General features: G+C 68.8%; 14 protein-coding genes and 2 tRNA genes. 7 read left to right on the top strand and 9 right to left on the bottom strand.

Features of this window, described 5'->3' with window-relative positions:
* Positions 1-115: 115 nt before the first annotated feature.
* Positions 116-442, bottom strand: coding sequence for a DUF6249 domain-containing protein (locus AAFF32_RS01050; RefSeq protein WP_216965748.1), 327 nt, complete (start codon positions 440-442; stop codon positions 116-118).
* A gap of 152 nt (positions 443-594) precedes the next feature.
* Here AAFF32_RS01050 and AAFF32_RS01045 point away from each other — a divergent pair, with 152 nt between their 5' ends.
* Both AAFF32_RS01045 and AAFF32_RS01040 read left to right on the top strand, forming a co-directional pair.
* Positions 595-1,167, top strand: coding sequence for a sigma-70 family RNA polymerase sigma factor (locus tag AAFF32_RS01045; RefSeq protein WP_342316191.1), 573 nt, complete (start codon positions 595-597; stop codon positions 1,165-1,167).
* Complete coding sequence (locus AAFF32_RS01040) at positions 1,164-1,685, top strand: hypothetical protein (RefSeq protein ID WP_342316190.1); 522 nt, start codon at positions 1,164-1,166, stop codon at positions 1,683-1,685. Before AAFF32_RS01045 ends, AAFF32_RS01040 begins: the two co-directional genes overlap by 4 nt.
* 282 nt (positions 1,686-1,967) lie before the next feature.
* Here the strand turns inward: AAFF32_RS01040 and AAFF32_RS01035 are convergent, their stop codons facing one another.
* The 5 genes from AAFF32_RS01035 to AAFF32_RS01015 all read right to left on the bottom strand — a co-directional run bounded on the left by AAFF32_RS01035 (position 1,968) and on the right by AAFF32_RS01015 (position 6,355).
* Positions 1,968-3,194, bottom strand: coding sequence for an RtcB family protein (locus AAFF32_RS01035; RefSeq protein ID WP_216965754.1), 1,227 nt, complete (start codon positions 3,192-3,194; stop codon positions 1,968-1,970).
* 54 nt (positions 3,195-3,248) lie between these two features.
* A complete protein-coding gene (locus AAFF32_RS01030) occupies positions 3,249-4,376 on the bottom strand; it encodes a slipin family protein (protein ID WP_342316189.1) in 1,128 nt (375 codons plus the stop codon).
* Positions 4,377-4,823: 447 nt separating this feature from the next.
* A tRNA-Ile gene (locus AAFF32_RS01025) sits at positions 4,824-4,891 on the bottom strand.
* Between the two features lies 1 nt (position 4,892).
* A tRNA-OTHER gene (locus AAFF32_RS01020) sits at positions 4,893-4,963 on the bottom strand.
* Positions 4,964-5,605: 642 nt separating this feature from the next.
* Entirely contained in the window at positions 5,606-6,355 is a 750-nt protein-coding gene (locus AAFF32_RS01015) for an arylesterase (RefSeq protein ID WP_342316188.1), read from the bottom strand.
* A 124-nt stretch (positions 6,356-6,479) separates the two neighbouring features.
* Here AAFF32_RS01015 and AAFF32_RS01010 point away from each other — a divergent pair, with 124 nt between their 5' ends.
* Both AAFF32_RS01010 and AAFF32_RS01005 read left to right on the top strand, forming a co-directional pair.
* A complete protein-coding gene (locus AAFF32_RS01010; protein ID WP_305799377.1) occupies positions 6,480-7,109 on the top strand; it encodes an ABC transporter ATP-binding protein in 630 nt (209 codons plus the stop codon).
* Positions 7,106-9,613 carry an FtsX-like permease family protein gene (locus AAFF32_RS01005; RefSeq protein WP_342316187.1) on the top strand — a complete coding sequence of 836 codons (2,508 nt, stop codon included), beginning with the start codon at positions 7,106-7,108 and terminating at the stop codon, positions 9,611-9,613. The genes AAFF32_RS01010 and AAFF32_RS01005 overlap by 4 nt, the downstream gene beginning before the upstream one ends.
* A 151-nt stretch (positions 9,614-9,764) precedes the next feature.
* On the opposite strand, the gene AAFF32_RS01000 is transcribed toward AAFF32_RS01005, so the two are convergent.
* On the bottom strand, positions 9,765-10,022 hold the full coding sequence (locus AAFF32_RS01000; RefSeq protein ID WP_216965762.1) for a hypothetical protein: 258 nt from the start codon (positions 10,020-10,022) through the stop codon (positions 9,765-9,767).
* Between the two features lie 135 nt (positions 10,023-10,157).
* On the opposite strand from AAFF32_RS01000, the gene AAFF32_RS00995 reads away from it, so the two are divergent.
* The 3 genes from AAFF32_RS00995 to AAFF32_RS00985 are packed head-to-tail and all read left to right on the top strand — an operon-like array spanning position 10,158 to position 12,689.
* The gene (locus AAFF32_RS00995; RefSeq protein ID WP_342317190.1) at positions 10,158-11,264 is read left to right on the top strand and encodes a class I SAM-dependent methyltransferase; all 1,107 of its coding nucleotides are present in this window, start codon (positions 10,158-10,160) and stop codon (positions 11,262-11,264) included.
* Between the two features lie 19 nt (positions 11,265-11,283).
* The gene (locus tag AAFF32_RS00990; protein ID WP_342316186.1) at positions 11,284-11,991 is read left to right on the top strand and encodes a pseudouridine synthase; all 708 of its coding nucleotides are present in this window, start codon (positions 11,284-11,286) and stop codon (positions 11,989-11,991) included.
* A complete protein-coding gene (locus AAFF32_RS00985) occupies positions 11,988-12,689 on the top strand; it encodes an HAD family phosphatase (RefSeq protein ID WP_342316185.1) in 702 nt (233 codons plus the stop codon). Before AAFF32_RS00990 ends, AAFF32_RS00985 begins: the two co-directional genes overlap by 4 nt.
* Before the next feature lie 212 nt (positions 12,690-12,901).
* Here AAFF32_RS00985 and AAFF32_RS00980 read toward each other — a convergent pair whose 3' ends face one another.
* Positions 12,902-13,438 (bottom strand): DUF1415 domain-containing protein, encoded by a 537-nt coding sequence (locus AAFF32_RS00980; protein WP_342316184.1) that lies wholly within the window; start codon positions 13,436-13,438, stop codon positions 12,902-12,904.
* Between the two features lie 4 nt (positions 13,439-13,442).
* Complete coding sequence (locus AAFF32_RS00975) at positions 13,443-13,925, bottom strand: YajQ family cyclic di-GMP-binding protein (RefSeq protein ID WP_216965770.1); 483 nt, start codon at positions 13,923-13,925, stop codon at positions 13,443-13,445.
* Positions 13,926-13,972 lie beyond the last annotated feature (47 nt).

Raw genomic sequence — 13,972 nt, 5'->3', positions numbered from 1 at the left:
CCGTCCATCCTTCGACTTCGGCGCTGTGCGCCTACGCTCAGGACGAACGGTGGCAGGGGGGCGGCAGTCGGCTGCCTCCGACTGCCGAACTCGGACGACGCGTTCCCGCGCACGATCAACCCAGCTTGCGCGCCGCAGCGTAGGCCAGCAGGTTGCCCACGCCGGTCACGCCGAGCAGCACGGCGACCACGCCCGGCGTGATCTCGCGCCAGCCGAAGCTTTCGATCATGCCGAAGCCGATGCCCAGGCACAGCAGCAGGATGCCCCAGCGCAGCGAGGTGTGGCGGCGCTGCTGCGCTTCGGCCTGGACCATCGTGCGGATCAGTTCCTCCGAGCCGTTGCCTGCGATCAGCTTGGCGCGGGTGCGGGCATCGACCACCACCTTGATCGTGTAGGCGATGCAGATGAACAGGGTGATCGGGATGAGGATTTCGAATTGCATGGCGGGATTCTCGGGCCGTTGCGGTGGGTTCGGGAAGGGAGATACGGCCGGGCCGCGATCGGTTGCAGGCCCCGGTCATCGGATTCGTGAAGGATCCGTTGCAACCATCCGGCCCCGGAACGTATCCACAAGGTCATGACCGGTGAGAACCCGTGACCGAGGACGACCGCAAGCTCGTCGATGCCGTGCTGGGCAATGTGCCCGGCGCGTTCGAACGCCTCGTGCGCGACCACCAGGGCCTGTGCTGGCACATCATCCAGCGCATGGTCCGCCAGCCCGAGGACACCCGCGAGCTGTGCCAGGAGACCTTCCTGCGCGTGCACCAGTGCCTGCACCAGTACCGCGGCGAGAGCGCGCTGAAGTCGTGGATCGGGCAGGTGGCGTATTCGGTGGCCAAGCGGCACCTGGAGAAACGGCGCATCGCCATCGCCGACCCCGTCGGGCCGGACGATGACGGCGTGTCGCTGCTGGACCAGATCAGCGACGGCTTCGATCTGGAAACCGCCTGCGCCGACGCCGAGATCGCCGCCGGCCTGCACGAAGAGATCGAAGCGCTGCCCCCGCTGCAACGGACGCTGCTGACGCTGTATCACCTGGACGAAGTGCCCATCGTCGAGATCGCCCGCATCACCGGGCTCGCCGAGGGTACGATCAAGAGCCATCTGTTCCGGACCCGGGCGCGCTTACGCGAGCGCCTGCAAGCCCGAATCGGAGTGACCGCATGAACACGCCTGACGACCGCAAACCCACCCCCGACGATCCGCCCGGCGAGCGCAGCGGATGGCGCAGCCTGGATGTGTTGCGTCTGGAGGCCGAATGGCAGGCGCAGGAGCGCGCATTGGAACAGGAGCGCCGTGGCGTGCCACTGGACCGGGCCGATTCGCGCCTGGCCGAATACCGCCTGATCGCACGCGCCCTGCGCGCGCCGGCGATGGAGCCAGTGCCCTACGACCTCACCGCGCAGATCGTCCGCCATGTCGAAGGCACGCCGGCCGTGGGCGAGCTGCTGGAGCGCTGGCTGCTGCGCGCGCTTACCGCGGCCTTCGTGCTCGCGGCACTGAGCGCGATGGTGGCCTATGGCGCGCAATGGACGCCGGCCTTCGCCGACCTGTGGCCGCAGCTGTCGCCCGCTTCGGCGGACTGGGCCGGGTTGTTGATCGGCTGCCTGGCGGTGTCGCTGGCGTGGCAGGGCGTGGTGCGGTTGATGCGCCAGGAATCGGGCGGGACGCCGGGGCTGGCCTGAGTCTTGGCGAGCGCCTGTTCGAAGGCGTCATTCCCGCGAAGGCGGGAATCCAACTCCCAGGCGTTGCAAACTTTCCGAAGAGCGTGATGGCCCACAAGCCGTCATTCCCGCGAACGCGGGAATCCAATTCCCAGACGTTGCCAAGCCTTCCGAAGAGCGTGAAGGCGCTGGCAGTTGGATTCCCGCCTTCGCGGGGATGACGACTGAGCGGGTCATGACGGCCAAGCTGGAATGTCGACCAACGGCGAACAAAAAAGGCGGGGGCCGAAGCCCCCGCCGTCCTCATCCCTTGATACACACCACCTGCCGCAGCGTATGCACGATCTCCACCAGATCGCGCTGCGCCGCCATCACTGCGTCGATGTCCTTGTACGCGGCCGGCGACTCGTCGATCACGCCCGCGTCCTTGCGGCACTCCACGTGCGCGGTGGCCTCGCGGTGCTGCTTCAGCGTGATCTGCGCGCGCGCGGCGGTGCGGCTCATCACGCGGCCGGCGCCGTGGCTGCAGCTGTGGAAGCTGTCCGCGTTGCCCTTGCCGCGCACGATGAAGCTGCGTGCGCCCATGCTGCCCGGAATGATCCCCAGCTCGCCCTCGCGCGCGCTCACCGCGCCCTTGCGCGTGACCAGCACCGACTCGCCGAAGTGGTCCTCGCGCTGCACGTAGTTGTGGTGGCAGTTCACCGCGTGCCTGTCGGTCTGGAACTTCGGCAGGCGGTGGCGCATCTCGTGCAGCACGCGGCCCATCATCGCCTCGCGGTTGGCGCGGGCGTAGTCCTGCGCCCACGACACCGCCTCCACGTAGTCGTCGAACAGCGCCTCGCCCTCCAGGAAGAACGCGAGGTCGCGATCGGGCACGTGGAAGCCCAGCACGCGCTTCTCCAACTGGCGACGCGCCAGCTCGATGAAGTACGTGCCGATGAGGTTGCCCGTGCCGCGCGAGCCGGAGTGCAGCATCACCCACACCGCGTCGGCCTCGTCCAGGCAGATCTCGATGAAGTGGTTGCCGCCGCCGAGCGTGCCGATCTGCTTGTCGACCTTGTCCGGGCGGATCTTCGGGTGCTTCTCGCGGATCTTCGCCAGTCGCGCCATCAGCTCCGACCGCACCAGCGCCGTCTCGACACTGTCGGGAATGCGACGGTGCTCGCCGCCCGGGCCGTTGCCCACCGGGATGCTGCGCTCGATGGAGTTGCGCAGCAGCGACAGGTCGTCCGGCAGGTCGTTCGCGCGCAACGTCGTGCGCACGGCGGCCATGCCGCAGCCGATGTCGACGCCGACCGCCGCCGGAATGATCGCGCCCTTGGTCGGCACGACCGAACCCACCGTCGCGCCGATGCCCAGGTGCACGTCCGGCATCACCGCGACCCACGGCCCCACGAAGGGCAGGGCGGTGATGTTGCGCAGCTGCTGCCGCGCCTGGTCCTCCACCGGCACGCCGTGCACCCAGCCCTTGATCGGCGTGGCGGCGCCCTGCGCGTGGAGAAACTCGAATGAAGTGTGTTGCGTGTTCATGGTTCCTTTCCCTGTGAAATCCGCGCGACCGGTTCCTTCCGGTCGCACGGGAGCTTACTGCTTCAGGCTCACCAGCTGCTTCATGACGCCGTCCAGGCCGCCGAACACGGTGAGCTTGTCGATCTTCTCGGTGACCTTCTCCAGAGCTTCCAGCTCCTTCAGGCGCATGAGCACCGGGCTCTCCTCGATCAGCTTGGCGGTGTTGAGCAGCGAACGCGTGGCGTTGGCCTCCTCGCGACGGCGGATCACGTTGGCCTGGGCCGACTTCTCCGCCTGCACGACGCCGTTGAGGATTTCCTTCATCTCGCCCGGCAGGATCACGTCCTTGACGCCCACGCCGAGCACCTCGACACCCAGCTCGTCCACGCGGCCGCGCACGTAGCCGAAGATGTCGGCGTCGAGCGAAGCCTTGTCGCCGAGCAGCTCGTCCAGCGTCTTGGCGGAGACCGCCTTGCGCAGGCCGAACTGGAGCTCGCGGTACACGTAGTCGGCGTACTTGGCCACGCGCGTGATCGCGGCGACCGGATCGACGATGCGCACGCTCGCGGCCAGGTTCACGCGCAGGCTGACCTTGTCGCGCGTGAGCAGCTCCTGGCCCGAGACCTCGAGCGACTGCACGCGCAGGTCGACCGCCTGCACCACGACGTTCTTCCGGAAATTCCAGAAGGCGTACTGGCCCGCGCCAACGACGCGCACCAGCTTGCCGTCGACGAACACCAGGCCCGCGAACTCGGCCGGCACCGCCAGCACGACGGACACCTTCTCGAGCACGCCGAGCTGGCGCAGTCGCGAAGCGACGTCGGCCGGAACATCCGGCTCGGCCGCGAGTGCGAGCGTGCGTACCTCCACCGCGATCGGACCCTTCCAGTACAGGCGACGCGTACCCGGCGCGAGGATCTCCTCCAGGCGACCGTTCTTCATCACCAGGCCGACCTCTTCCACGCCGATGTCGGCGAGCAGGAAGGTCTCGCCCAGGCGCGGGCCGAGCGCGTCGATCAGCGCGTTCTCGTCGTTGCCGAGGTATTCGGCACGCAGCGCGATGTTGTGCGCCTTGACCTCGACGCGATCGAACGGGTCGAACCACTTGTACACGCCCGGCGCGATGACGCCTTCGAATTGACGGTTGCGATACACCAGGCCGCGCTCGCCGTCGCCGATCACGACCCTCTTGGTCCAGAACATCGGAAGTTCTCCTTGGTTTGGCTCTGATGGTCCGATCCGCTTGGTGCGCGAGGGATCGGTCGTCGCGTTAATCAGAACTCCCTCCCCTGCTTGCAGGGGAGGGTTGGGGAGGGGGAGTGAAGCCGCGTCGCGGCGAGCTCGGCGCTGATGCGCCTCGACCCCCTCCCAAAGAAATAAAGTTGGAAACGCCCCCGACACCAGAACCGCGGAGCACATCGCGCTCGATGCACTGGCGACGAAGGCGACGTCCGTTCGCTGCGACGATGCAACCATCGCGGTGACGAAGCGCCGCCGACGCGCGCATGCCCGAGGGCGGCGGCCCGGCGATCCTGCCGCTGCGGTGTCCGCTGCGCGCCACGCACGAGGCGAAGCGCGAAGGAACACCGCAAGGGGCGTTTCCGTTGGAGGGACTTTCGTCCCGGTTTTCACGACGTGACAGGTCGTTGTTTGGAGCGGGAATCGAACCCGCGACACTCAGGTTATTGGCCTGATGCTCTACCCGACTGAGCTATCCAGTGGTGGACGAGCCGGAATCGAACCGGCGACCAACGGCATGTGCCATTGCTCTTACCTCTGAGCTACCGTCCGCTCACGACGCACTGCATCGCATCCCCGGCATGCGCCACGACAGAGCCGCGCGCACCGGGCAGGCACGGCTTCCGCCGCGAACCTGCGCCGCTGTGGATGTGGTGCGTGATGCGCCGTGCATTGGCGTCGCGATCCGGCGCGAACGCCGGTCGTGACGCCAATCCCTTGTGCGAATGCAGCGTGCCGCCGCCCGCGCCGAAGCATCCAGGCGCAGCGCTCGAAGCGCTCGGTGACGTTCCCTCCATCGGAACCAGCATTGCTCCGGATGCTTCGGGATGGCGCGATGCACTCGCGTTGTTCGTATGCGTTTCCTTTGCGAACGCCGGAAACAAAACGCCCCCGGGTGGTGAACCCGAGGGCGTTCGCGTTGCCTCGGGAAGTCGGGGTGACCGACCTCCCGCGTGCAGGAGGTCAGCCGATATCGATGGATTCGTCGCGCAGTCGCTTCGTCGGCGCGAACGCGCACAGCCCACAGCTCGCTGGCTGCAGTGCGTGGTGCTTGGCGTTGTCGGCGATGAAGTTCATGGGAAGGTGCGGACCGAATGAAGTTGTGTGGAACGAAGGGCGCGCACGTTACGCGCTGCAAAAAACGAAAGCAAGACCGTTCGTCGGGAAACGAACGGTCGTCGCGCATCGCGATGTCATTGCAGCAGCGGTGCCAGTTGCGTCCACACGTGATCGCGCAACTTCGGTTGCGCGTTCGCGACCGGATGCAGGTTGTCGTCCTGGAACGCGTTGCGGTCCAGCGCGATGGGTTCCAGCAGGAACGGCACGAACGCGATGCCGTGCTGTTTCGCCAGCGCGGCGAAGTTGTCGCTGAAACCCTGCGTGTACTCGCGTCCCAGGTTGGGCGGCATGCGCATGCCGATCAACAGCACCTTCGCACCCGCCGCCTTCGATGCACGGATCATCCGGTCCAGGTTCGCGCGCGATTGCGCCAGCGGCAGTCCGCGCAGGCCGTCGTTCGCGCCCAGTTCGATCACCACCACCGCGGGCTTGTTGCGCTTGATCTCGCCGTCGATGCGCGATGCGCCACCGGCGGTGGTCTCGCCGCTGATGCTCGCGTTCACCACGCGCCAACCCGACTTCGTCTTGGCGACGCGGTCGGCCGTGAGCGACACCCAACCCTGCGAGGCCGCAAGGCCGTAGCCGGCCGAGAGCGAATCGCCCATCACCAGCACCGTGCGCGCGGGCTTCGCCGCCGGGGCCGCCTTCGCGGCGGTCTGTGCGGCGGCCGGCAGCGCGAGCGCCAGTATCAGCCACGCGGCCGCGACCCAGCCGATGGCACATTGCAGGGGGCCTCGCGCGGCCGCATAACCCATGTAAGACGGGCGCGAGGCGCGAAGCGACGTGAAGGTCCGGCTTCCCCGGTACGGGTTCTTAAAGATCATTTAATCCTCGCTCCCGACTATGACGATGAACGACAAGAGCATAAGGACGAACATGGCCGATTCCATCGCCCCGCGCACGCAGGCCCAAGCCGCCCTTCAGGTGGCGGGCCTGGGCAAGCGCGTGATGCTGCCTTCGGGCGAGCTGACCATCCTCGATGGGGTGGGCTTCGACATCGCGCCCGGCGACACGGTGGCGATCGTGGGCGCGTCCGGTTCGGGCAAGAGCACGTTGCTGTCGCTGCTCGCCGGGCTCGATACGCCCAGCAGCGGGCGCGTCGTGCTGGACGGCGAAACCCTGTCCACGCTCGACGAGGACGGCCGTGCGCGCGTGCGCGGCGAGAAGGTCGGCTTCGTGTTCCAGAACTTCCAGCTGCTGCCCTCGCTGACCGCACTGGAAAACGTGATGCTTCCGCTGGAACTGCGCGGCGATCGCGAGGTGGATGCGCCTGCGCGCGCGATCCTGGAGCAGGTGGGCCTGCGCGAGCGCCTGGGCCATTACCCGCGCCAGCTGTCGGGCGGCGAGCAGCAGCGCGTCGCCCTTGCGCGCGCGTTCGTCACGCGCCCTTCGCTGTTGTTCGCCGATGAACCCACCGGCAACCTCGACACGCACACCGGCCAGGCGATCATCGAACTGCTGTTCGAACTGAACGCGCACGCCGGCACCACGCTGGTGCTGGTCACGCACGACGAACACCTGGCCTCGCGCTGCAGCCGCCTGCTGCGACTGGACAGCGGCCACCTGGTGGCGTCATGAGGCGGCCGGGAACCGGCGCGTTCGCGCTCGCCTGGCGCCAGTTGCGCCGCGACCTGGCGGCCGGCGACGTACGCATCCTGATCGCCGCGCTGGTGCTGGCGGTGCTCGCGGTGACGGCCGTGGGCTTCGTCACCGACCGCGCCGAGCGCGCGCTGGCGATCGAGGCCAACCGTCTGCTCGGTGGCGATGCGGTGGTGCGCGGCGATTCGCCCATCACCGGCGCGGTGCTCGAAGCGGCGAATGCGCAGGCGTTGCAGCGCACGCAGACCATCGAATTGCAGACGATGATCCGCGTCGGCGAGCGCCTGCAACTGGGCGACCTGCGCGCGCTCGGCGAGGGCTTCCCGCTGCGCGGTGCCTTCCGGATCTCCGGCCCCGACGGTGTGGAGCGCGATGCGCCCGGCGTGCCCGCGCGCGGTACGGTCTGGATGAGCCGCGCCGGCGCCGACACGCTCGGCGCGAAGCTCGGCGACGAGATCGCGCTGGGCGACGCGCGCCTGCGACTGGCCGCCCTGGTGGTGCAGGAGCCCGACGCCGCGCTGGATTACTTCAACGTCGCGCCCAAAGTCTTCCTCAACCTCGGCGATGTGCCGTCCACCGGACTGGTGCAGGAAGGCAGCCGCATCCGCTATCGCCTCGTCGTCGCGGGCCCGGCGGCGGCGGTGGAGACGTTCGTGAATACCGCGCGGGCGGAACTCGCGCGCGGGCAGCGGCTGGAGACGATCTCCGACGCGCGCCCGGAAATCCGTTCCGCGCTCGATCGCGCCGGCCGTTTCCTCGGCCTGGCCGCGCTGGTGTCGGTGGTGCTGGCCGCGGTCGCCGTGGCGATGGCGGCGCGTCGCCACAGCGAACGGCACCTGTCCGGCACCGCAGTGATGCGCTGCCTGGGCGCCAGTCAGCGCACGCTGGTCGTGATCCAGGTGGGCGAGCTGCTGATGCTGGGCGTGATCGCCAGCACCGTCGGCGTGCTGCTTGCGTTCGCGCTGCAGTGGGCGATCGGCGGATGGCTGGCGCAGGCGCTGAAGCTGTCGATCCCGCCCGCGGGCTGGCTGCCGGCGTTGCAAGGCTACGGCGTCGGGCTGGTGGTGCTGATGGCCTTCGGTGCGCCGCCGGTGCTGGCGCTGCGGCGCGTGCCCGCGCTGCGCGTGCTGCGTCGCGACCTGGATCCCACCGAGCCGAGCGCATGGCTGGTGGCCGTCGCGGGCTTTGTCGGTCTGGCGGCGCTGCTGTGGTGGAAGGCCGGTTCGGCGGCGCTGGGCATTTCGATGCTGCTGGGCATCATCGCCACGCTGGCGGTGCTCGCGCTGCTGGCCTGGGGAATGATCGTGCTGGTGCGGCGCGTGCGCTCGCGCCTGCGCGGCAGCCTGCGTTACGGACTGGCGAACGTGAGCCGTCGCGCCGGCGCGAGCATCGCGCAGGTGTCCGCGCTCGGACTGGGCTTGATGGCGTTGCTGCTGCTGACCTTCGTGCGCACCGATTTGCTGGACCGCTGGCAGCTCGCGCTGGCCGCGGACGCGCCGAACCGCTTCATCGTCAACGTGCAGGACGACCAGGTCGACGCGGTGCGTGCGTTCGTCGCCGAACAGGGCGTGGCCGCGCCGACGCTGTACCCGATGATCCGCGGACGGCTCATCGAGCACGACGGCAAGCCCGTCACCGGCAAGGATTACGTCGAACAGGGCGAGCGCGCGCAACGCCTGGCCGAACGCGAGTTCAACCTCTCGGTGGCCGATCACCTGCGCGACGACAACCGCGTCACCGAAGGAACCTTCTGGACCGGCAAGCCCGCCAAGCCCGAGGCGTCGGTCGAGGAGGAATTCGCCAAGCGCCTGGGCTGGAAGATCGGCGACCGCATCGCCTTCGACATCGCCGGCCAGCGTTTCGAGGCCACCATCACCAGCCTGCGCAGCGTGGACTGGGAGAGCTTCCGTCCGAACTTCTTCGTGATCGCATCGCCCGGTTCGCTCGACGGTTTCCCGGCCAGCCACATCACGGCAGTGAGCGTGCCGCCGCAGCGCACGCGCTTCACCGCCGATCTGGTGGAGCGCTTCCCGAACCTGTCGGTGGTCGACATCGACGCGGTGCTCAAGCAGGTGCGCAGCACGGCGGACCAGGTGTCGACGGTGGTCGAAGTGGTCTTCTACTTCTCGCTGGTCGCCGGCCTGCTGGTGCTGATGGCCGCGGTGAGCGCGAGCCAGGACGAGCGCCTGCTGGAAGGTGGCGTCATGCGCGCCATCGGCGGCAGCCGACGGCAGCTGCGACTGGCGCAGGCGTCGGAGTTCGCGGCCATTGGGCTGCTGGCGGGGCTGACGGCGGCGATTGCGGCGTCGGTGCTCGCGGGCGTGGTCGCCACGCAGGTGTTCGACCTGCCGTGGGAAGCGGATTGGCGCATGGCCGCGGTCGGCGCGGCGCTGGGCGTGGTGGCGGCGTTGCTTGCAGGGTTGTTCGCGACGCGGCGCGTGCTGGATGCGCCGCCGTCGGTGACGCTGCGCGAGTTGCAGTGATGAAGCGCACCGGATACTCCCTCCCCTGCTTGCAGGGGAGGGTTGGGGAGGGGTAGCGAAGCCGCATCGCGGCGAGCTCGGCGCTGTCGCGCCTCACCCCCCTCCTCTCGCCCGGTGCCCTCCGAACCGCGCAGTAAGCCGCGCCGTGGCCTTACATCACCGCCTGCGGACGCGCGCTGAAACGCCTCGCGTAGTCGCGTTCGCCGATGACGCGATCGACTTCCTCGTTCGCCAGGTCGGGCGCGCCGTAGACGGCGTAGGCGATCTCGCCGTCGCGCATGCCGATCTGGTGCAGCCGGTAGCGCGGGCGTCCGCCGCCGGTGTTCTCGGGGTAGTGCAGGGGCGGCTCGGCGCCGTCCAGGTCGAGTTCGCTGTTGTCGACCGTACCGCCGACGAAGAGGGCGCGCATCGCGATTCTCCTTCTGAGCTCAGCCGTGATCGTCGCCTGCAAGGCGTTGATTCGGCATGAAGTCGCGACGCAAAGCGCGCAGGCGCGGCATCCGGCAAAGGTAGAATTGACGCCGATCACACCGTGGACCTGCCCATGCGCGCCGAAGACGACGCTGCACTGGAAACCCTGTTCCTGCCGTTCATCGACGGCCCGCTCGCGTGGCCGTCACCCGAAACGCCCGGCGGCGCGCTGTTCCTGCGTGCGCGCGACGGCTGGCCGTTGCACCAGCGCGCCTGGCCCGGGCTGGTGTGCGAGCAGAGCTTCCGGCCCGAAGCGCAGGCGCTGGAACGCTCCGGCCTGTCCCTGGCGGATGAAGACGACGAACGGCGCCATGCGCTGGTGCTCGTGCTGCCGCCGCGTCAGCGCGACGAGGCGCGTGCGCTGTTCGCCCGCGCCGTTGCGCGTTGCGCGCCCGGCGGCCGCGTGGTGGCGTGCCTGCCCAACAACGAAGGCGCGAAGTCGGGCGAGGCCGACCTGGCGCGCATCGCCGGTTCGGTGTCGAGCCTGTCGAAGAACAAGTGCCGCGTGTTCTGGACGGCGCCGCTCGACGGACCGGCGGACGAAGCGCTCGCCGTGCAGTGGGCGAAGGCCGACGCACCGCGACGCATCGAGCAGGGCCGCTTCGTCAGTCGTCCGGGCGTGTTCGCCTGGGACCGCATCGACGGCGCATCACGGCTGCTCGTGGAGCATCTGCCTGCCGACCTGTCCGGCCATGCGGCCGATTTCGGTGCCGGCTATGGCTACCTGTCGACCGAGCTGCTGTCGCGTTGTCCCGGCATCGTGGCGCTGGATCTCTACGAAGCCGAGCGCCGCGCGCTGGACCTGGCGCGCGAGAACCTCGCGGCATTCGCCGATCGCGTCGCGCTGGGGTTCCACTGGCACGATGTGACGCGCGGCGTCGACGGACCGTTCGACGTGATCGTCTGCAATCCGCCGTTTCACGCGCAGGGTCGCGGTGACCGGCCCGATATCGGCCGACGTTTCATCGCCGTCGCCGCGCAGGCGCTCAAGCCCGGCGGTCGCCTGTGGCTGGTGGCGAACCGGCATCTGCCGTACGAGGCCGAACTCGACGCGCACTTCGGTCGCGTGCGCACGGTGGCGCAGGCGGGGGGATTCAAGATCGTTGAAGGCGAGAAGGCGCGGGTTGCGCAGACGCCTGCCCGGCGCACGCCCGAAGCACCGCGCCGCGGACGGCAGTGACGAAGCAAGAGGACACGCAATGAAGCTGGTCAAACTCATCGCCAATCTCGGCTACGGCAGCCGCAGGGACGTGACGGCGATGTTCCGCGAAGGGCGCATCACCGATCCGCAGGGCGAGGTGCTGTATGCCGACGACAAAGTGCCGCACGAGGCCATCCGCATCGACGGCGAGCCGCTGGACCCGCCGGCCGGCCTGACGCTGATGCTGCACAAGCCGGTCGGCTACACCTGCTCCACCAAGGACCCGGGCCGGATCATCTACGACCTGCTGCCGGCGCGCTTTCGCTTGCGCTCGCCGCTGCTGTCCAGCGTGGGCCGGCTCGATCGCGACACCAGCGGCCTGCTGTTGATGACCGACGACGGCGCGCTGCTGCACCGCATCGTCTCGCCGAAAGCGAAGCTGGCGAAGGTGTACGAGGCCACGCTCGCGCAGGACCTGCGCGGCGACGAGGGCGCGGTGTTCGCCAGCGGCACGCTGCTGCTGGAGAACGAAACCACGCCGCTCGCGCCCGCCGCGCTGGAGGTTCGCGATCCGCGCCATGCCGCGCTCACGCTCACCGAAGGCCGCTATCACCAGGTGCGGCGCATGTTCGCCGCGATGGGCAACCACGTCGATGCGCTGCATCGCAGCCGCATCGGCGGACTCGGGCTGGGCGATCTGCCCGCCGGAAAGTGGCGGCTGCTCGACGCCGCCGACCTCGACACGCTGTTTGGGGCAGAGGCATGAGCCTGCTCGCGCCGGTGGACTTCACGCCCGTCGCGGTCCTGTTCGACATGGACGGGCTGATGATCGAAAGCGAACGCGCGCTGCTGGAATGCTGGCGCGAGGCGGCGCTGGAACTGGAACTGGCGTTGGACGACGCGCTGTGGCTGTCGTTCGTCGGGCTGTCCGACCGCGCCTGCCACGATCTGCTGCGCCAGCGGCTGGGCGACGAGGACACGGTCCAGGCGCTGCTGCACGGCCTGCAGCGGCGCTACGACGCGCGCGTGGACGCGGGGTTGCCGCTGAAGACGGGCGTGCTCGAACTGCTGGCGCTGCTGAAGGCGCGGGGCATCCCGCGCGCGGTGGTCACGTCCACGCGCCGCCCGCGCGCGCTGCAGAAGCTGGAATCGACCGGGCTGCTGCCGCATTTCGACGACGTCATCGCCGGCAACGAGGTCCAGCATTCCAAGCCCGCGCCGGACATCTACCTGTTGGCGGCGCAGCGTCTGGGCGTCGCGCCGTCGTATTGCATCGTGCTGGAGGATTCCGTGCCGGGCGTGCGCGCGGCGCTCGCGGCGGGGATGACGCCGATCCAGGTGCCGGACCTGGTGATCCCGGACGATGCGGTGCGCGCGCTGGGCCATCGCATCGTCGATTCGCTGGTGCAGGCGCGGGCGTTGATCGAGCCGGCGCTGAAGGCCTCTCTCCCATCGGGAGCTTGAGCGCCTCGCACAGCGGGAGGTTTGAAGCCCCTCTCCCGACGGGAGAGGGGTTGGGGTGAGGGGGAACGAAGTCATTGCGTAGCACCGTTGAGTGCCTCACCGCACTGCGCGGCCATCGCGTGACACTTCGTTGCCCCTCATCCGCCCTTCGGGCACCTTCTCCCGGTGGGAGAAGGGAAGGGCAGGAAATCCTTGGCGCTTGAGGGGAATGCTCAGCGCATCAACTCATCCCACCCCTCCGGCCCCAGCTTCTCCAGCGCCGCGATATTCCGCTCCACGATCACCTCCGGATCGGGAAACGCCGCCACCGCGCGATCGATGCTCGCCTCGCGCAGCAGGTGCAGCGTGGGGAACGGCGCGCGGTTGGTGAAGTTGCCCATGTCGTCCGGCGCGGTGCCGGCGAACCGGTAATCCGGATGGAAGCTGGCGACCTGGAGTTCGCCCTCCAGGTCCAGCGCCGCCACCGCCGCATCGGCGCGGTCGAGGAAATCGTTGTAGTCGAGGAAGTCCGTCAGCACGCGCGGGTGGACCAGCAGCGTGGTGTCGGTGACCTCCGGGTCGGTCCGCGCCAGCAAGGCGAGTTCCGCCGTCAGTTCCTCCAGCAGCGCCTCGGGCGTCGTCGCTTCGCTGAGCACGAAGCGCACCTGCTGCTTCACGTACACCGCCTTCGCGAACGGGCACAGGTTCAGCCCGATCACCGCGCGCTCCAGCCAGCGGCGGGTCGCGGCGATGGGGTCGTCGGCGGACATCGGCTCAGTCGCGGAAGTTTTCGAACTGCAGCGGACGCTCGTACTCGGTGCCCTTGAGCAGCGCGATGGCGGTCTGCAGGTCGTCGCGCTTCTTGCCGGTCACGCGCAGCTTGTCGCCGTTGATCTGGCTTTCGACCTTGAGCTTGGCGTCCTTGATGGCGCCCTGGATCTTCTTCGCCAGTTCGCGCTCGATGCCCTGCTTCACGGTGATCTTCTGGCGCGCGCCGGCGAGGTTGGTCTCCACGTCGCCGAACTCCAGGCAGCGTGCGTCGATGCCGCGTGCGATGAGCCGTGCGCGCAGGATGTCGTTCATCTGCTTGAGCTGGAACTCGCTCGGCGCGGACTGGCTGATGGTCTGGTCTTCCAGCACGAACTTCGCATCCACGCCCTTGAAGTCGAAGCGGGTGCCGAGCTCGCGGTTGGCCTGGTCGACGGCGTTGGTCAGTTCGTGGCTGTCGACTTCGGAGACGATGTCGAAGGAGGGCATGGCCGGCTCCGGAGGGCGGAATTGGGGGCGCAAAGCGTAGCGCAGCG

Origin of the sequence: Lysobacter sp. FW306-1B-D06B (genome assembly GCF_038446665.1) — a bacterium.
Taxonomy (GTDB): Bacteria; Pseudomonadota; Gammaproteobacteria; order Xanthomonadales; family Xanthomonadaceae; genus Lysobacter_J.
Note: the sequence above shows the minus strand (reverse complement) of the source record. Positions and strands in the feature narration are given on the sequence as shown.